This window comes from Actinoallomurus sp. NPDC052308, assembly GCF_040679195.1.
Classification (GTDB): domain Bacteria; phylum Actinomycetota; class Actinomycetes; order Streptosporangiales; family Streptosporangiaceae; genus Actinoallomurus; species Actinoallomurus liliacearum.
Genome location: NZ_JBFAUM010000045.1, coordinates 26,869 through 44,085, shown reverse-complemented (window position 1 = coordinate 44,085; position 17,217 = coordinate 26,869). Strand labels below are relative to the sequence as shown.

At 72.3% G+C, this 17,217-nt stretch carries 16 protein-coding genes; 4 read left to right on the top strand and 12 right to left on the bottom strand.

The window, feature by feature from the left end:
• Positions 1 to 88: 88 nt before the first annotated feature.
• Positions 89 to 1,465: a ribosome biogenesis GTPase Der gene (gene der, locus AB0L00_RS43745; protein WP_364443764.1), complete on the bottom strand. Its 1,377-nt coding sequence runs from the start codon at positions 1,463 to 1,465 to the stop codon at positions 89 to 91.
• Positions 1,462 to 2,190: a (d)CMP kinase gene (gene cmk / locus AB0L00_RS43740; protein ID WP_345363644.1), complete on the bottom strand. Its 729-nt coding sequence runs from the start codon at positions 2,188 to 2,190 to the stop codon at positions 1,462 to 1,464. The genes der and cmk overlap by 4 nt, the downstream gene beginning before the upstream one ends.
• A gap of 211 nt (positions 2,191 to 2,401) precedes the next feature.
• Here cmk and AB0L00_RS43735 point away from each other — a divergent pair, with 211 nt between their 5' ends.
• Entirely contained in the window at positions 2,402 to 3,025 is a 624-nt protein-coding gene (locus tag AB0L00_RS43735; RefSeq protein WP_364443762.1) for a GntR family transcriptional regulator, read from the top strand.
• A gap of 40 nt (positions 3,026 to 3,065) precedes the next feature.
• Complete coding sequence (locus tag AB0L00_RS43730) at positions 3,066 to 4,379, top strand: MFS transporter (protein ID WP_364443760.1); 1,314 nt, start codon at positions 3,066 to 3,068, stop codon at positions 4,377 to 4,379.
• A 54-nt stretch (positions 4,380 to 4,433) separates the two neighbouring features.
• Here AB0L00_RS43730 and AB0L00_RS43725 read toward each other — a convergent pair whose 3' ends face one another.
• From AB0L00_RS43725 to AB0L00_RS43680, 10 genes are all read right to left on the bottom strand, one after another.
• A complete protein-coding gene (locus AB0L00_RS43725; RefSeq protein WP_364443758.1) occupies positions 4,434 to 5,516 on the bottom strand; it encodes a prephenate dehydrogenase in 1,083 nt (360 codons plus the stop codon).
• A 150-nt stretch (positions 5,517 to 5,666) separates the two neighbouring features.
• Positions 5,667 to 6,035, bottom strand: coding sequence for a chorismate mutase (gene aroH / locus AB0L00_RS43720; RefSeq protein ID WP_364400228.1), 369 nt, complete (start codon positions 6,033 to 6,035; stop codon positions 5,667 to 5,669).
• Between the two features lie 39 nt (positions 6,036 to 6,074).
• Positions 6,075 to 6,791: a pseudouridine synthase gene (locus AB0L00_RS43715; RefSeq protein WP_364443756.1), complete on the bottom strand. Its 717-nt coding sequence runs from the start codon at positions 6,789 to 6,791 to the stop codon at positions 6,075 to 6,077.
• Between the two features lie 17 nt (positions 6,792 to 6,808).
• Positions 6,809 to 7,468, bottom strand: a complete 660-nt coding sequence (gene scpB / locus AB0L00_RS43710) for an SMC-Scp complex subunit ScpB (RefSeq protein WP_364443754.1) — start codon at positions 7,466 to 7,468, stop codon at positions 6,809 to 6,811.
• Positions 7,461 to 8,288 carry a segregation/condensation protein A gene (locus tag AB0L00_RS43705; RefSeq protein WP_364443753.1) on the bottom strand — a complete coding sequence of 276 codons (828 nt, stop codon included), beginning with the start codon at positions 8,286 to 8,288 and terminating at the stop codon, positions 7,461 to 7,463. The genes scpB and AB0L00_RS43705 overlap by 8 nt, the downstream gene beginning before the upstream one ends.
• 171 nt (positions 8,289 to 8,459) lie before the next feature.
• Complete coding sequence (locus tag AB0L00_RS43700) at positions 8,460 to 9,332, bottom strand: AAA family ATPase (protein ID WP_364443766.1); 873 nt, start codon at positions 9,330 to 9,332, stop codon at positions 8,460 to 8,462.
• Positions 9,333 to 9,536: 204 nt separating this feature from the next.
• The gene (xerD, locus tag AB0L00_RS43695) at positions 9,537 to 10,448 is read right to left on the bottom strand and encodes a site-specific tyrosine recombinase XerD (RefSeq protein ID WP_364443751.1); all 912 of its coding nucleotides are present in this window, start codon (positions 10,446 to 10,448) and stop codon (positions 9,537 to 9,539) included.
• Positions 10,449 to 10,522: 74 nt separating this feature from the next.
• Positions 10,523 to 11,170, bottom strand: coding sequence for an NUDIX hydrolase (locus AB0L00_RS43690; RefSeq protein WP_364443749.1), 648 nt, complete (start codon positions 11,168 to 11,170; stop codon positions 10,523 to 10,525).
• The gene (locus AB0L00_RS43685; RefSeq protein WP_364443747.1) at positions 11,167 to 12,825 is read right to left on the bottom strand and encodes a CTP synthase; all 1,659 of its coding nucleotides are present in this window, start codon (positions 12,823 to 12,825) and stop codon (positions 11,167 to 11,169) included. Before AB0L00_RS43685 ends, AB0L00_RS43690 begins: the two co-directional genes overlap by 4 nt.
• Before the next feature lie 125 nt (positions 12,826 to 12,950).
• On the bottom strand, positions 12,951 to 15,047 hold the full coding sequence (locus tag AB0L00_RS43680) for a hypothetical protein (protein ID WP_364443746.1): 2,097 nt from the start codon (positions 15,045 to 15,047) through the stop codon (positions 12,951 to 12,953).
• A gap of 186 nt (positions 15,048 to 15,233) precedes the next feature.
• On the opposite strand from AB0L00_RS43680, the gene pip reads away from it, so the two are divergent.
• Both pip and AB0L00_RS43670 read left to right on the top strand, forming a co-directional pair.
• On the top strand, positions 15,234 to 16,190 hold the full coding sequence (gene pip / locus AB0L00_RS43675) for a prolyl aminopeptidase (protein WP_345363667.1): 957 nt from the start codon (positions 15,234 to 15,236) through the stop codon (positions 16,188 to 16,190).
• Positions 16,191 to 16,248: 58 nt separating this feature from the next.
• A complete protein-coding gene (locus tag AB0L00_RS43670) occupies positions 16,249 to 17,175 on the top strand; it encodes an arginase family protein (RefSeq protein ID WP_364443745.1) in 927 nt (308 codons plus the stop codon).
• Positions 17,176 to 17,217: the final 42 nt, after the last annotated feature.

Genomic DNA, 17,217 nt, shown 5'->3' with positions numbered 1-17,217 from the left:
CGCGGCTCGTTCCGACCACCACCGGCCGGCCCGCCCCGGCCGGGACCGGCGGCCGGGAGCGGTGCGCCGCCCGAGCGGGCGGGCCGGATCACTTCCGCTGGCGCTTCTCCCGGATCTTCATGCTGATCTCGATCGGAGTGCCCTCGAAGCCGAAGTCCTCCCGCAACCGCCGCTCGACGAAGCGGCGATAGCCGACCTCCAGGAACCCGCTCGTGAACAGCACGAACTTCGGCGGCTGCACACCCGCCTGCGTGGCGAACAGGATCTTCGGCTGCTTGCCGCCGCGTACGGGGTGCGGCCGGGCGGCGACCAGGTCGGACATGAAGGAGTTGAGCCGGGCCGTCGGCACCCGCTCGCCCCAGCCCGCCAGCGCCGTGTCGATGGCCGGAACCAGCTTCTCCACGTGCCGGCCCGTACGAGCCGAGATGTTGACGCGCGGGGCCCAGCGGGCGTGGTGCAGCTGCCGGTCGATCTCGCGGTCGATGAAGTGCCGGCGCTCCTCGTCCACCAGGTCCCACTTGTTGTACGCCAGGACGAGCGCGCGGCCGGACTCGATCACCATGGAGATGATCCGCAGATCCTGCTCGGTGAGCGGCTCGCTGGCGTCCACGAGCACGACCGCGACCTCGGAACGCTCCAGCGCCGAGCGGGTGCGCAGTGTGGCGTAGAAGTCGGCGCCCTGGGACTCGCGAGCACGGCGGCGGATGCCGGCCGTGTCGATGAACCGCCAGGTCTCGCCGCCCAGCTCGATGAGCTCGTCGACCGGGTCGCGGGTCGTGCCGGCGACCGAGTCGACGACGACGCGGTTCTCTCCGGCCAGCTTGTTGAGCAGGCTGGACTTGCCGACGTTCGGCCGGCCGAGCAGCGCGATGCGCCGCGGGCCGCCCGCGGCGCCGTACGTCTCCGGCGGCGCCTCCTCGGGCAGGGCCTCCAGAACGGCGTCGAGCAGGTCGCCGCTCCCCCGCCCGTGCAGGGCGGAGACGGTCAGCGGCTCGCCGAGGCCGAGCGACCACAGAGCGGTCGCGTCCGCCTCGGCCCGGGCGTCGTCGACCTTGTTGGCGGCCAGGACGACCGGTTTCTTGGACCGCCGCAGGACGTCGGCGACGGCCTCGTCGGTGTCGGTGGAGCCGACCGTGGCGTCCACGACGAACAGGACCGCGTCGGCGGCGTCGACGGCGAGCCGCGCCTGGTCGGCGACGGCGGCCGCGAGGCCCTCGGCGTTCGGCTCCCAGCCGCCCGTGTCGACGACGGTGAAGCGCCGTCCGCTCCAGGCGGCGTCGTACGCCACCCGGTCCCGGGTCACGCCGGGAACGTCCTCCACGACCGCCTCACGGCGGCCCAGAATGCGGTTGACCAGCGTGGACTTGCCGACATTCGGCCGGCCGACGACGGCCACGACCGGCGGCGGCGCGACGTCGTGCTCGACGGCGACGTCGATCGCCTCGGCGTGCTGGAATTCACTCACTCGTCTCGCTCCTCGTGCGGCGGCTCACCCGTACGGGAGCGCGCCTGTGACGCCGAATCGCCGTCGGCGGCGGCGAGGTGCTTGCGCGCGATGCGCAGCACCTCCTCGATGACCTCGTCGAGGCCGAGGCTGGTGGTGTCGACCTCGACCGCGTCCGCCGCCTGCGCGAGCGGGTCGACCTTGCGTGTGGAGTCGAGGCGGTCGCGGCGGGCCAGATCGGCCTGGGTCGCGGTGATCGTGACCCCGGTGAGCTCGGCGTTGCGGCGCTGCGCCCGCGCCTCGGCACTCGCGGTCAGGTAGATCTTGACCTGGGCGTCGGGGGCGACGACGTTGCCGATGTCGCGGCCCTCCACGACGATGCCGCCCGCACCGATGATCTCCCGCTGCAGGGCGACGAGACGCTCACGGACGGCGGGTACGGCGGCGACGGCGCTGACCGCACCGGTGACCTCCGAGCCCCGGATCGGGCCGGACACGTCGACGCCGTCGACCGTGATCGTCGGTGCGTCCGGGTCCGTACCGGAGGCCAGCACGGGCTCGGCGGCCCGGGCCGCGACCGCGGCGGGGTCCTCGACCGGGACGCCCTCGCGCAGCATCCACCAGGTCATGGCGCGGTACATCGCGCCCGTGTCGAGATAGCGCAGCCCGAGGGCGCGCGCCACGCCTTTGGAGACGCTGGACTTACCCGACCCGGAGGGACCGTCCATGGCGATGACGAGCGTCACGTTCGCTTCCTTATCTGCCTTTTTCGCATAACCGACCGGCCAACGTCTGAGGCTACCGGTCTCGGGCCCCCGTCGTGGCCGCCCGGCCCACTCGCGACGGCCCGGTGGCCGCCGCGTTCCCATCGCGTACTGGCCGCACGCGCGCCGGGCATCGGGTGGGGCCCCGCCCCGGACAGGGGCTCCAGCGGCTTGTATGTAACATAGATACAAGATGACCTCAGCGACCTCCCGGGCCTACGACCACGTCAAGCAGGCCATCCTCGACCGCGCCTACCCAGGTGGCGCGCTGCTCAGCGAGGGTGAGATCGCGTCCGCGGTCGGCGTGTCCCGTACGCCCGTACGCGAGGCGCTGCTCCGCCTGGAGACCGAGGGGCTGGTCCGGCTCTATCCCAAGCGCGGCGCGCTGGTGCTGCCGGTCTCCGCCCAGGAGATCTCCGACGTCTTCGAGACCCGCGAGCTCGTGGAGACCTTCGCCGCCGGCAAGGCGACCCTCGGCCCGGACCGGATCGAGGAACTGGCCGGGTGGCTCGAGGCGATGCGCACCCACGCCGCCGGCGGGGACGCCCGGGAATTCGCGCGCGCGGACCGTTGTTTCCACCGAACAATGGTCGCTGCGGCGGGTAACGAGATCATTACCCAGCTCTACGACGCGCTGCGCGACCGTCAGCTGCGCATGGCGCGGCTGACGGCCGACGATTCGGACCGTACGGCGACCGCGATCCAGGACCACGCCGAGATCCTCGAGGCCGTGCGAACCGGCGACCGCGAGCGGATCCGCGCCGCGGTCCACCGTCACCTGCACACCGCGGTGACGGCCTTGCGCGGGCACGCGTGAGCGCCATATCGATCAAGGCACCACCGAAAGGCTCCCCCCGTTGAAACCCGCGGTTCTGACCGTCCCCGCCGAAGCGTCCGCACCGCGGCCTCCCTCCCACCCGCTCGGCGGACGCCGCGCCTGGACCGTCTGGGGCGTCGCCGCGCTGGCCTACCTGATCGCCTTCTTCCACCGGACCAGCCTCGGCGTCGCCTCGCTCGCCGCCCAGCAGCGCTTCGGCGTCGGCGCGACCGCGCTGTCGATGTTCGTGATCCTGCAGCTCGGCGTGTACCTGGTGATGCAGATCCCGGGCGGGTTGATGGCCGACCGGTTCGGACCACGCCGCATGATCGGCGCGGCCCTCGTCATCATGGCGCTCGGTGAGGCGGTGTTCGCGTTCGCGAGCTCGATGCCGCTCGCGATCACCGGCCGGGTGCTGGTCGGACTGGGCGACGCGATGACGTTCCTCAACCTCATCCGCCTGATCGCCGCCTGGTTCCCCCGCCGGCGGTTCGCGCTGCTCACCGCGATGACCGCGATGATCGGGTCGCTCGGCCAGGTCGTCGGCACGGTGCCGCTGTCCGCCGGGCTGCACGCGTACGGGTGGACGAAGACGTTCCTCGGGATCTCGGTGATCAGTGCCGCGATGGCGGTCGTCGTGTGGCTGTGGGTCCGCAACCACCCGGGCGCTCCCGTGGAACGCTCCATCTCCCTCTCCGAGTCCAGCGCGGAATCGAAGAAGGGCTCGGCGCTGGCCGACATCCGGGCGGTGTTCGGCACACGCGGCACCCGCACGGGTCTGTGGACGCACTTCACGCTGTCGTCGTTCACCGTGCTGGCCACCCTGTGGGGCTACCCCTACCTGGTCAAGGGGCTCGGCATGGCGCCTGGAGCGGCCCGGCTCATCCTCACCCTCGGCGCGGCGACGCCCATGGTGGCCGCCCCGCTCCTCGGCTGGTTCGCCGGCCGCCGTCCCGACCTGCGCGGCCGGTTGATCATCTCGACGGTCATCACCCTCGCGGTCGCCTGGCTCGTCGCGATCACCTGGCCGGGCGGTCACCTGCCCGTTCCGCTGGCCCTGCTCCTCTTCCTGATCAACGCGGTCGGCAGCGCGGCCTCCATGCTCGCGTTCGACCTCGCGCGGGACGCGAACCCGCCGGAGCGCGGCGGTCTCGCCTCGGGCATCGTCAACCTCGGCGGGTTCTCCCTGACCATCACCGGCCTGCTGACCGCCGGGGTCCTGCTGGACGCCACCGGCGACGGTGGCTACGGCCCCGTCGCGTTCCAGGTGGCGTTCATCCCGATCACCGGCCTGGTCGTGATCGGCGCCGTCCGCGTGACCCTGCTGCTGCGCCGGTCACGGCACAGCCGCTAGGGGCGCCCCACTGACCGGCGGCCTGGGGCCGCCGGGCCGGGGGCGGATCGCCGGTCAGCCGGGAACGGACCAGCCGCGGGCCCGAAGCTCCTCGGCGAGCCGCTCGGCCGCCGCGGGATCGACGCTCAGCTCGACCACACCGACCGGGCGGCCCGGCGAGTGCTCGATCGTGACGTCCTCGATGTTCACCCCGGCGACGCCCGCCGCCTGGAACAGCAGCGCCAGCTCACCGGGCCGGTCGGGGATGAGAACGGAGACGACGGTGTACGCGCCCGGCCGCCCGCCGTGCTTGCCGGGCAGCCGCCGGCGGCCCGCCCCACCGCGCTCCAGCAGGTCGGAGACGCCCGGCCCGGCCCCTTCGCGCAGCGCGGCGGCCACGGCCGTGAGGTCGGCGGCGACCTCGTCGATCACCTCCGCCACCGGCAGGGCGTTCGACCCGAGGATGCCGATCCACAGCTCCGGGTCGCCGGCCGCGATGCGGGTCACGTCGCGTACACCCTGGCCGGCGAGGCCGAGCGCGACCTTCGGTGCGCGCCGCAGACGGGCGGCGACCGCGGCGGACACGACGTGCGGCGCGTGGGAGACCAGCGCGACGGCCTGGTCGTGCTCCTCGGCGTCCACGATGACGGCCTGCGCCCCGCACTCCCGCGCCAGGGCGGTCACGGTCTCGACGGCGGCCGGGTCGGTGCCGTCCGTCGGGCACAGCGCCCACGGCCGGCCGAGGAAAAGGTCGGCCCGCGCGGCGGCGGGCCCGGACCGCTCGCTGCCGGCCAGCGGATGCCCGGCGACGTAGCAGGTCAGGTCGCAGCCCAGCTCGGCGGCCTCCCGCAGGGGCCGGGCCTTGACGCTCGCCACGTCCGTGTAGAAGCGGGCCAGGTTCCGTTTCTGCGCGTCCAGGAGGGTGGCCGCGACCGCCGCGGGAGGGACCGCCAGGACCGCCACGTCGGCCGGTCCGTCACCGTCGCGCAGCGGTGTCCCGGCGCCCAGCTCGGCCGCCAGGCGTACGGACGCCGGGTCGCGGTCGGCGAGCGCTACGTCGACACCGCGCTCCCGCAGCGCGAGGGCCACGGACGTACCGATCAGTCCGGTACCGATAACGACGATCCGCCGCAATCCGCCGATCAGTCTCACCTCCACACGAGCTACCAGCGTATCGACTCCGCCGTCCGCCGACCCGGTGATCAAGCACGGCGAGGCGCCCCCCGCCCGCCTCCGGGAACCCCGGAGGCGCGGAGTACGCCTCGCCGTGACACGCCGATCCCGGGCCGGTCCGCCGGGGGCCGAACGCTATTGGACGATGTCGAGCCGCAGGGCCACGGCCCCGCGCAGGTAGACGTGCTGGATCTCCGAGCGCGGCCGGTCCGTCTCGACGTAGGCCATCAGCCGGATCACGCGCGGCAGCGCGTGCGGTACGTCGATCTCGGTCGCGCACAGCAGCGGGACCTCGTTGAACCCCAACTTGCGCGCCGCCAGCGCCGGGAACTCCGCGGTGAGGTCCGGGGTGGCGGTGAAGATGACGCTGATGACGTCGTCGGTCGTCAGGGAGTTGCGGGCCATCACCTCGGCGACCAGCTCGCCCGTCGCCTCGAGGATCTGATCCCGGTCGTTGTCGTCGATCTGCGTGGCACCGCGTACCGCACGTACTGCTCGTCCCATGAAACCTCTCTCGAAATCCGCGCCGGCGAACGGTGCGCGCTACAGCTCGACGACGGCGTACAGCTCGCCGATCTCCTTGGTGGTCAGCGCGCGGATCGTGCCGGACTTGAGCCGACCGAGCTTGATCGGGCCGAACTCCGTTCGCGCCAGCTGCTGGACCGGGTAGCCGACCTCCGCCAGCAGACGCCGGACGATGTGCTTGCGCCCCTCGTGGAGCGTCACCTCGACCAGTACGCGCTTGCCGACCTGGTCGAAGATCCGGAACGCGTCCGCCTTGGCGAACCCGTCCGCGAGCTCGACGCCCTTCTTCAGCTTGCGGCCGAGGTCGCGCTCGATCGGGCCGTGCACCTCGGCGAGGTAGGTCTTGCTGACGCCGTACCGCGGGTGCATCAGCCGGTTGGCCAGCTCCCCGTCGTTGGTGAGCAGGATCAGTCCCTCGGTGTCGGTGTCGAGCCGTCCGACGTGGTAGAGACGCTCGGGAACGTCCCCGACGTACTCGGCGAGGGTCTTACGCCCGCGCGGGTCCGACATCGTGCTGACGATGCCCCTGGGCTTGTTCAGGGCGTAGTACCGCAGCTCGGTGCGGGTCGGGATCCGCTTGCCGTCGACGTGGATCACGGCGGTCTCCGGATCGACGCGAGCGCCGAACCACGTCACCTTCTCGCCGTCCACGCTGACCCGGCCCGCGGCGATCAGGTCCTCACAGGCGCGCCGACTGGCGATGCCCGCGTCGGCGAGCACCTTCTGAAGTCGCACGCCCTCATTCGTCTGGTTCACTGCTGGAGTTCCTCTATGCCTTCCACGTCGTCAGGTAGGTACGGGGCGAGATCGGGCAGCTCCTCCAGGCTGTTGAGACCCAGCCGTTCGAGGAAGTAACCGGTCGTACGGTAGAGCACCGCCTGGTGCTCCGGGTCGTGGCCGGCCTCCTCGATGAGGCCCCGCAGGGTCAGCGTGCGGATCACGCCGTCGCTGTTGACCCCGCGGATGGCCGAGACCCGTGCCCGGCTCACCGGCTGGCGGTACGCGACCACGGCGAGCGTCTCCAGTGCGGCCTGGGTCAGGCGGGCCTGCTGGCCGTCCCGGACGAACCGCTCGACGAGCGGCGCGCAGACGTCACGCGTGTAGAAGCGCCATCCACCGGCGATCTCTCTCAGGTCGAACCCGCGTTCCTGTGCGGTGTATTCCGCCGCCAGCTCGCGCAGTGTCGCGGCGACCTCGTGACGGGGCCGTTCGAGGATCTGGGCGAGCGTGACCTCGGGCACCGGCTCGTCGACGACCAGCAGGATCGCCTCCAGCCCCGCCCGAAGCGACGGCTCGGCCTGCCGCGGGTCCTCGCCGTACGGCTCCGCCGGGTCCTGAGGCCCGTCGTACGGGATCTCGTCGTACGGCCCGCCCGGCGTCGTCTCGGGCTCGTGGGGCGGCGTGTCAGTCATCGTCGTCGGACTCCGTCGGTCGGCCGGTGTAGTCGTCGCCGACCTTGATCTCACCGTCGGCGGCTCCGGTCCACGTGACGTGCAGCTCGCCGAGAGGCTCGTCCTGCTCGAAGGCGACGGCCTTCTCACGGTAGAGCTCCAGGAGGGCCAGGAACCGGGCGACGACCTCGAAAGTGCCCGCGCAGTCGGCGGTCAGGACCTGGAAGGTCGCGCGCTCCAGCTTACGCAACCGCTCCACGAGGATGCTCGCCTGCTCCCGCACACTGGCCTGGGGCGCGTACATGTGCTCGATGGACACGGTCGGCGGGCGCTTCGGCGCGAGGGTACGGGCGGCCAGGCCCGCGAACGCCTCCGGTCCCAGGCCGAGCAGCACCTCGGGCAGCAGGTTGGCGAACTTCGGCTCCATCGGGACCATGCGCGGGAAGCGCCGCGACTCGGCCGCGATCCGCCCGGCGAACAGCCCGGCGATCTCCTTGTAGGCGCGGTACTGCAGGAGCCGCGCGAACAGCAGGTCGCGGGCCTCGAGCAGCGCCAGGTCCTCTTCGTCCTCGACCTCGCCGGACGGGAGGAGCCGGGCGGCCTTGAGGTCCAGGAGCGTGGCGGCGACGAGCAGGAAGTGGCTGGCCTGGTCCAGGTCCCAGTCGCGGCCGTGCGACCGGATGTGGGCGATGAACTCGTCGGTGACCTTGTGCAGCGACACCTCGGTGATGTCGAGCTTGTGCTTGGAGATCAACCCGAGCAGCAGGTCGAACGGCCCCTCGAAGTTATCTAGGTGGACCCGGAAACCACCGTCGTGCTCTTCAGTCGCCGGCTCGTCCACCTCGTCAACGGTAGTCGAGGTCACGGACTCCCCCGCGACGCCGTCGCGGCGCGTGCGGCTCGGGACGGGTCACCTCGGCGACCGGCCGCGGGCGGCCGGCGGCCGAGCGGTTCCTCCGGCGGGCGGCCGCGCGGGAGTGAGCGCCCGGCCGGGCGGCCGCGGGGGACGGCGTCACCCGGCGTGCTGCCACCTCTGCAGCACCTCCTTGGCCAGCTCCCGGTAGGCGTTCGCGCCCATGGACGACGGGTCGAACCGGGTGATGGGCTCGCCGACGACCGTCGCGTCCGGGAATCGGACCGTGCGGTTGATGACCGTGTGGAAGACCTTCTCGCCGAACGCCTCCACGATCCGGCCGAGCACCTCGCGGGTGTGCAGGGTGCGCGAGTCGTACATGGTGGCCAGGAACCCGTCGATGGTCAGCTCGGGGTTGAGCCGGGCCTTGACCTTCTCGATCGTCTCCATGAGCAGCGCGACGCCGCGCATGGCGAAGTACTCGCACTCCAGGGGCACGAGGACGCCCTGGCTGGCGGTGAGTGCGTTGACGGTCAGCAGGCCGAGCGACGGCTGACAGTCGATCATGATGAAGTCGTACTCGTCGGTGACCGGCTTGAGCAGGCCGCCGAGGATGTACTCCCGGCCGACCTCGTGGACGAGCTGGACCTCCGCGCCGGACAGGTCGATGTTGCTGGGCAGCAGGTCCATGCCCTCGACGCTGGTCGGCAGGATGACCTCTTCGGTCTCCACGCCCTGGTCCATGAGCAGGTTGTAGATCGTCAGGTCGAGCTGGCGCGGGTCGCCCTTGCCCAGGCCGACCGACAGCGCCCCCTGCGGGTCGAAGTCGACGAGCAGCACCCGGCGGCCCTGCTCCGCGAGCGAGGCACCGAGGTTGATCGTGGTCGTCGTCTTTCCGACGCCGCCCTTCTGGTTGCACACCGAGACGATCCGGGCCGGCCCGTGCGCCTGCAGCGGCGGCGGGTCGGGGAACGATGGAATGGGACGCTGCGTAGGGCCAAGTGGCGCTGCGTCACGCGGATCGGTCGCGATGGCGGTCGAGAGCGCCAACTCCGAACGTGCTCTCTCCTGCTCGCTGGGTTCAGTCACCAGCTCCTCGAACCTCCCCGGCGGCTGCGGTTTGCCGTAGATGGGGACTCTAGGGCCTGTCAATCAGGGCGGGCAAGGCGGCGCACCGCGAACGCCGCCGTGTCGCGGACCTGCGGGGCGCCGTCGAACGCCGCCCTGCCGGCCTGCTCACGCCAGTGCACGCGGATGTGCCGACGCGTAGACCTCGCGGAGCCGGTCGACGGTGACCAGGGTGTAGACCTGGGTCGTGGTCACCGACGCGTGGCCCAGCAACTCCTGCACCACCCTAACGTCGGCGCCGCCGTCGAGCAGGTGGGTCGCGAAAGAATGCCGCAGCGTGTGCGGGGAGACGTCGCTCAGCCCGGCGCGGCCCGCCGCCGACCGCAGCGTCGACCAGGCGCTCTGGCGCGACAGCCGGCCGCCACGGGCGTTGAGGAACAGCGCGGGTCCGCCCTGGCCCCGGACGTTGAGCGTCGGCCGGGCCCGTACGAGGTAGGCCTCCAGGGCCTCACGGGCGTATCGGCCGACCGGGACGACGCGGTCCTTGTCGCCCTTGCCGTGCAGCAGGACCACGGCGTCGTCCAGGTCGACGTCGTCCACGGCCAGGCCGACCGCCTCGGAGATGCGGGCGCCCGTGCCGTACAGCAACTCGAGCAGCGCGCGGTCGCGCATCCCTCGCGGCGTGTCCGACGGGCCGGCCGCCGCGAGGAGCCGCTCGACCTCCGCGATGCCGATGGCCTTCGGCAGCCGGCGCGGCGGCACGGGCGGCCGGACGTCCCGTGCCGGGTCGGCCGCCGACATGCCCTCGCGCACCGCGAACCGGTGCAGGCCGCGCACGGCGACGACGGCGCGGGCCGCGGAGCCGGCCGCGAGCGGCGGGTGCGCCTCGTCGCCCTCCCGCAGCGCCGCCAGGAAGGACACGACGTCGTCCTCCCCGACCTGGCCGATCGCCGTACGGCCGCGGGCGCTCAGGGCGTCGACGTAGCGGCGCAGGTCACGCCGGTATGAGCTCAACGTGTTGGCGGCCAGGCCGCGCTCGACCGCGAGATGGTCGAGGTAGGCCCGGACCTGCGCCTGCAACGATCGTCCGACCTCTTCACCGGCGGCGGATATCAGCGCGGCACCTCATCCCGACGAGTCGTGGCGGACGCGGGTCACCACTCGGGGGCGTCGGGTGCGCGTAGGTCGCGGAAGCCCGTGGCCCGGGCGGCGTAGACCGACAAGATACCCATGACGGCGAGGGGATTGTGGACCTGTCCCCGGCGCACCGCGGCGACCGCCTCGTCGAGGGGCACCCACGCGATCGGCATGTCCGCCTCCTCGTGGACCCGCTCGAAGTCGTCCTCCCCCTCGGGGATCTCGCTGAGCCCACGGGCGAGGAAGAGCCGCGTCCGCTCGTTCGTCATGCCCGGTGACGTGCACGCGTCCAGGAGCGTGTGCCACTCGCGGGCGCGGTAGCCGGCCTCCTCGGCCAGTTCGCGCTCCGCCGTGCGCCACAGCGGCTCGCCCTCGACGTCGCGCAGCCCGGCCGGCGGCTCCCACAGCAGGTACCCGACGGGGTGGCGGTACTGCCGCAGCAGGAGGATCCGCTCCTTCTCGTCCAGGCAGATCACGCCCACGGATCCCGGGTGCACGACGATGTCGCGCTCGACCACCTCGGAGTCGTCGCCGTTCGGCATCCGGACCCGGTCGGTGCGCACCTCGATGATGGCGCCCGTGAACCGTGACTCGCCGCCCACGGTCTCCCAGCGGCACGGCTCGTCGGCGACGCCGCCGTCCGCGCCGGTCGCGCCGCCGGTCACCGGTCCGCCGCCTCGCCGAGCGCGGCCGCGACGAGGCCGGCGAACAGCGGGTGCGCCCGGGTCGGCCGGGACCGGAACTCCGGGTGGGCCTGGGTGGCGACGTAGAACGGGTGCCGGTCGCGCGGCAGCTCGGCGTACTCCACGAGGCGCCCGTCCGGGGAGAGGCCGGAGAAGACGACCCCCGCCGCCGTCAGCTCCTCGCGGTAGGCGTTGTTGACCTCGTAGCGGTGCCGGTGGCGCTCCTCGACCTTGTCCGCGCCGTACAGCCCGCGGACCAGCGAGCCCTCGGCGAGGTCGGCCGGGTACAGGCCGAGCCGCATCGTGCCGCCCATGTCGCGTTCGCCGGCGACGACGTCGACCTGGTCGGCCATCGTGGCGATCACCGGGTCGGCGGCCTTCTCGTCGAACTCGGCGCTGTTGGCGCCGTCGATGCCGGCCAGGGAGCGCGCCGCCTCGATGACCATGCACTGCAGGCCGAGGCAGATGCCCAGCGTGGGGATGCGGTTCTCGCGGGCGTAGCGGGCGGCCGCGACCTTGCCCTCGATGCCGCGCACGCCGAAACCGCCGGGGATCAGGACGCCGTCGACGCCGCCGAGCTCGCGCGCCGCGCCCTGCGGCGTCTCGCAGTCGTCGCTCTTGACCCAGCGGATCTTCACCCGGGTGTCGTTGGCGAACCCGCCGTGCCGCAGCGCCTCGGTCACCGAGAGGTACGCGTCGGGCAGGTCGATGTACTTGCCGACCAGCGCGATCGTGACCTCATGGGCGGGGTGGTGGACGCGGTGCAGCAGGTCGTCCCACTGCTTCCAGTCCACGTCGCGGAACGGCAGGCCGAGACGGCGCACGACGTACGCGTCGAGGCCCTCGGTGTGCAGGACCTTGGGGATGTCGTAGATGCTGGGGGCGTCCACCGCCGAGACCACGGCGTCGGCGTCCACGTCGCACATCAGACTGATCTTGTTCTTCAGCCCCTGGGTGATCGGCCGGTCCGAACGGCACACGATCGCGTCGGGCTGGATGCCGATGCTGCGCAGCGCGGCGACCGAGTGCTGCGTCGGCTTGGTCTTCAGCTCGCCGGACGGGCCGATGTACGGCAGCAGCGAGACGTGCAGGAAGAAGCAGTTGTCCCGGCCGATCTCGTGCCGGATCTGGCGCACGGCCTCCAGGAACGGCAGCGACTCGATGTCGCCGACCGTGCCGCCGACCTCGGTGATGACCACGTCGATGTCGGGCCCGGCCATGCCGCGGATCCGGTCCTTGATCTCGTTGGTGATGTGCGGGATCACCTGCACGGTGTCGCCGAGGTACTCCCCGCGCCGCTCCTTGGCGATCACGTTGGAGTAGACCTGGCCGGTGGTGACGTTGGCCGAGCCGTGCAGCTCCGTGTCGAGGAACCGCTCGTAGTGGCCGACGTCGAGGTCGGTCTCGGCCCCGTCGTCTGTGACGAAGACCTCACCGTGCTGGAACGGGTTCATCGTTCCGGGGTCGACGTTGAGGTAGGGGTCGAGCTTCTGCATGGTGACGCGCAGACCGCGAAGGGTCAGCAGCCGCCCGAGGCTGGAGGCCGTCAGGCCTTTGCCGAGGCTCGAGGCGACACCGCCGGTGACGAAGAGATGCTTGGTGGCCCGGACGGACCCACCAATGACTGCCGAAGGCAAGAAAGACGCTCCCGTGGTCGTTGTCGCGGCGTTCACCGGCGTGGCGAACAACCGAATGTCCACGGGCCACCAGGATAACAGGCGACTCTCCTGGTGGCGTCCGCCGATCCGGCGTCGAAGAGACGTCAGCGGTAGCCGGTCGCGTAGCTCCCGGTGGTGTTCGGCGTGCCGCCCTGGATCTGGCCGCTGAGCTCGTCGATGATCTTCCGGGCCTGGTCGGCGGCGGTGCGCGCCTGGTCCCGCTCGGTGGAGAGGGCTGCCAGGGCGTCGCGCTGCTGGGTGACGGCCTCGGCGAGCTGGTCGACCCACTCCTCGCGTTCCTTCAGCTTCTGGGCGAGGGCGTCGCGCTCGGTGGTCGCCTGCCGGGCCGACGCGAGGGCCTGGTCGCGGTCGGAGGTGGCCTGCCGGGCGGACACGAGGGCCTGGTCGCGTTCGCGGGCGGCGTCATCGGCGCGGCGCTGGGCCTGGTCACGGTCGCGCACGGCGTCCTCGGCGCGGCGCTGGGCCTGGGCCAGCTCCGACTGTGCCCGCGCCTGTCCCCGCTCGGCGAGATCCCGGCCGCTCTCGGCCTTGGTCGCCAGGTCCACCGCCCGGCGGCGCTCGACGTCGAGCTCCTGGGCGCGACGGCGGGCGTCCTCGGCCTCCTTCGCCGACGCCGCCGCCGTCTGCTGCAGGGTCAGGGCCGCCGCCTCGAGCTCGGCGATCTTGGCCCGTAGGCCGGCCATCTCGATCTGCGCGGCCTCCAGAGTCTGGGACAGCTCGGCCGCGTGCTGGGAGATACGGTCGCGCTCGCCCTCGACGGCCTTGCGCACCGTCTGGGCCTCACCGGCGGAACGGTGCGCCTCGTCGCGGTCCTCGCGCATCTGGTCGCGTTCGCTGAACGCCTGCCGGGTGGCGGCCTCCGCCTGCTCTGCCATCGCCCTGGCCTTGTCGGCGACCGCCTGCGCCTGTTCGGCACCGGCCCGTGCCTGGTCGCGCTCGGTGAACGCCTGCCGCATCGCGGCCTCGGCCTGCTCGGTCGAGACCCGCAGCCGCTCGACCTCCTGCCAGGCCGACCCGGCCTCGCGCTGGGCGGCCTCCCGCTCGGCCATGAGCTGGCGGACGGCGGCCTCGGCCTGCTCGGCGCGCTGCTCGGCCTGGCGCGCCTGCGCCATGGCCTGGTCGGTCTCCTGGCGGGCGGTGACGGTCTCCCGCTGCGCCTGGTCGCGCTCGGTCAGGGCCTGGCGCATCGCGGCCTCGGACTGCTCGGCCTGGGCGCGCGCCCGCAGCCCCTCCTGCCAGGCGGTCTGCGCCTCCTGCTGAGCCGTCTCCCGCTCGGAGATCGCCTGCCGCATCGCGGCCTCGGACTGCTCGACGCGCTGGCCCATCTCCTCGACCTGGGCGCGCATCCGGTCGACCTCCTGCAGGGCGGCGGCCGCGTCCTGCTTGGCGGCCTCCCGCTCGGCCATGAGGCCACGGGCGGTGGCCTCGGCCTGCTCCTTGGCCTGCCGCTCGCCGAGCGTCTCCTGCTGGGCGGCGTCGCGCTCGGCCATGAGGCCACGGGCGGTGGCCTCGGCCTGCTCCTTGAGCTGCCGCTCACCGAGCGTCTCCTGCTGCGCGGCCTCGCGTTCGACCATCAGCTGCCGCGCCGCCGCCTCGGCGGCCTCCTTGGCCTGCCGCTCGGCCTGCGTCTCCTGCCGCGCCGCCGCGGTCTCCTGCCGGGCGGTGGCGGTCTCCTGGCGGGCGGCCGCGGCCTCCTGCTGCGCGGACTCGCGCTCGGCCATCATCTGGCGGACGGCGGCCTCGGCCTGCTCGGCGCGCTGCTCCATCTGGTCGTGCGAGGCGCGGATGCGCTCGACCTCCTGCAGCGCGGAGGCGGCGTCCTGTTTCGCGGACTCGCGTTCGGCCAGCATCTGGCGCGCGGTGGCCTGCGCCTGCTGCACCTGGGTGCGCAGCCGCTCCACCTCCTGCCAGGCGGACGAAGCTTCCTGCTTGACCGACTCGTGCTCGGCGCGCACGGCGGCGATCTGCGTCGCGGCGTCCTGTTTGGCCTCGGCGACCTTCTGCTCGCCCTGCGCGAGTGCGCCGGCGAGCATGTCGGCCATCTGCCTCAGCCGGTCGACCACCTCTGCCGGTTGGTCGGTGTCGTCAGGACGCGCCGGCGGGTTGGTGTTGTTCGGCGCCCACGACGACCCGGCGCCCTCTGCGGCATAGGAACCGCCCGAACCGTTGAGATCGCTCACATAGGGAACTCTAAGGGCGTCTCACCAAGCTGTCTGCCATGTCACGCAAGGTGTGGCGCATAACTCGTGATGATTTCGAGATCTACGCGAATCGATGCGTCGCCCGTGACCAGCGGTTACGCACCGTGAGGCGATCCACGGTCACGCTGTGCGGTCGTCGGCGTGTCGGATGCGAGAATTCCCACCATGAGGACGCTCTACCCGCCGATCGAGCCGTACGACTCCGGGCTGCTCGACGTCGGCGACGACGATCAGATCTACTGGGAGGTCTGCGGCAACCCCGACGGCAAGCCCGCGGTGATGCTGCACGGCGGGCCGGGCGGCGGCTGCACGCCCGGGCACCGGCGGCAGTTCGACCCGGAGGCGTACCGCATCGTGCTGTTCGACCAGCGCAACTGCGGGCGCAGCCGGCCGCACGCGAGCGACCCCGCCGTCTCCCTGGAGCACAACACCACCGCGAACCTCGTCGCCGACCTCGAGCGGCTCCGCGAGCACCTGGGCATCGACCGGTGGCTGGTGTTCGGCGGCTCCTGGGGAAGCGCGCTGGCGCTGGCCTACGCCGAGACGCATCCAGACCGGGTGACCGAGCTGGTCCTGCGGGGGATCTTCACGCTGCGGCCGTTCGAGCTGTACTGGTACTACCAGGAGGGCGCCTCGTTGCTCTTCCCCGACCTGTGGGAGAAGTACGTCGCCCCGATCCCCGAGGACGAGCGGGACGACCTGATCGCCGCGTTCGCCGCGCGGCTGAACGACCCCGACCCGGACGTACGGATCCCGGCGGCGCGGGCGTGGAGCGTCTGGGAGGGCTCGACGATCACGCTGCGTCCGGACCCGGAGATCATCGCGCAGCAGGACGACCCCGACTACGCGGTGGCGTTCGCCCGGATCGAGAACCACTACTTCGTCAACGACGGTTTCTTCGAGGACGGGCAGCTCATCCGGGACGTCGACAAGATCCGGCACATCCCGGCCGTGATCGTGCAGGGCCGCTACGACATCGCGACCCCGGCGGCGACCGCGTGGGACCTGCACAAGGCCTGGCCCGAGGCGGACTTCCACCTCGTCGACGACGCGGGGCACGCCTACAGCGAGCCGGGCATCCTGCACCACCTCATCGAGGCCACCGACCGCTTCGCCCGTTGACGCGGCGGATCGATCGCCGCCAGGATGGCACCACCGTAACGACTTAGGTGGTGTGCGCATGGCCCTCGTGCAGCGGTCGATCGCCGTACTGGACGCTGCGTCGAACCTCGGGCTCCGGCCGCCGCGCGAGGGCCACGAGCCCGGGGTCCGCGGTCTCGCCGCCGCGTTGCGCGGGCACGGCGTCGTCGACCGGATCGGCGCGGCCGACGCGGGCCGGGTCGAGCCCCCGCCGTACTCCTTCGCCGCCGAGCCGGTCACCGGCTTCCTGAACGGACCGGCGATCGCGGAGTTCTCCGTACGACTCGCGGACCGCGTCGGAGATCTCCTCGACGCGGGACGGTTCCCGCTCGTGCTGGGCGGCGACTGCGGCATCGCGCTGGGACCGGCCCTGGCGCTGCGACGGCGCGGCTCGTACGGGTTCGTCTACCTCGACGGGCACGACGACTACTCACCGCGGCGCGACCCGGCGAGCCGGCACGGCCGGTTCACCGCCGGGGGCACGGCGCTCGCGCTCATCACCGGGCACGGGCCGGCCGCGCTGACCGACATCGAGGGCCTCGGCCCGTACATCGCCGAGGAGCACGCCGCGCACATCGGCGTGCAGTACGAGCCGGAGGACCTCGAGCTGTTCGACCTCGAGCCGTTCCGCACCTCGCCGATCCACCGGTACCCGATCGAGTACGTCCGCGAGCACGGCGCCGCGGCGGCCGCCGAGGCCGCGCGCCGGGACCTGGCGGCGGCACCCGTCGAGGGTCACTGGATCCACATCGACGCGGACGTGCTGGACAAGAGCGTGATGCCGGCGGTCGACTCCCCCAACCCGGACGGCCTGTCACTCCCGGAGTTCACCGAGGTCCTGTCCATCCTTCTCGGCGACCCGCGCGCGGTCGGCATGCACGTGGGCATCTACGACCCGGAGCTCGACCCGTCGGGCGAGGCGGGCGGCGCCCTGGTCGACGCCCTCGTCACCGCGCTCACGCGCTGAACGCCCCTCCCCATAACCGAACATGATTCGGTACGGTGGGAG

Bases quoted from the DNA above. Each gene is read 5' to 3' on its own strand.
- AB0L00_RS43735 (WP_364443762.1), top strand. From the start codon at position 2,402: ATGACCTCAGCGACCTCCCGGGCCTACGACCACGTCAAGCAGGCCATC.
- scpB (WP_364443754.1), bottom strand. From the start codon at position 7,468: ATGACTGACACGCCGCCCCACGAGCCCGAGACGACGCCGGGCGGGCCG.
- AB0L00_RS43670 (WP_364443745.1), top strand. From the start codon at position 16,249: ATGGCCCTCGTGCAGCGGTCGATCGCCGTACTGGACGCTGCGTCGAAC.
- aroH (WP_364400228.1), bottom strand. From the start codon at position 6,035: ATGGGACGAGCAGTACGTGCGGTACGCGGTGCCACGCAGATCGACGAC.
- pip (WP_345363667.1), top strand. From the start codon at position 15,234: ATGAGGACGCTCTACCCGCCGATCGAGCCGTACGACTCCGGGCTGCTC.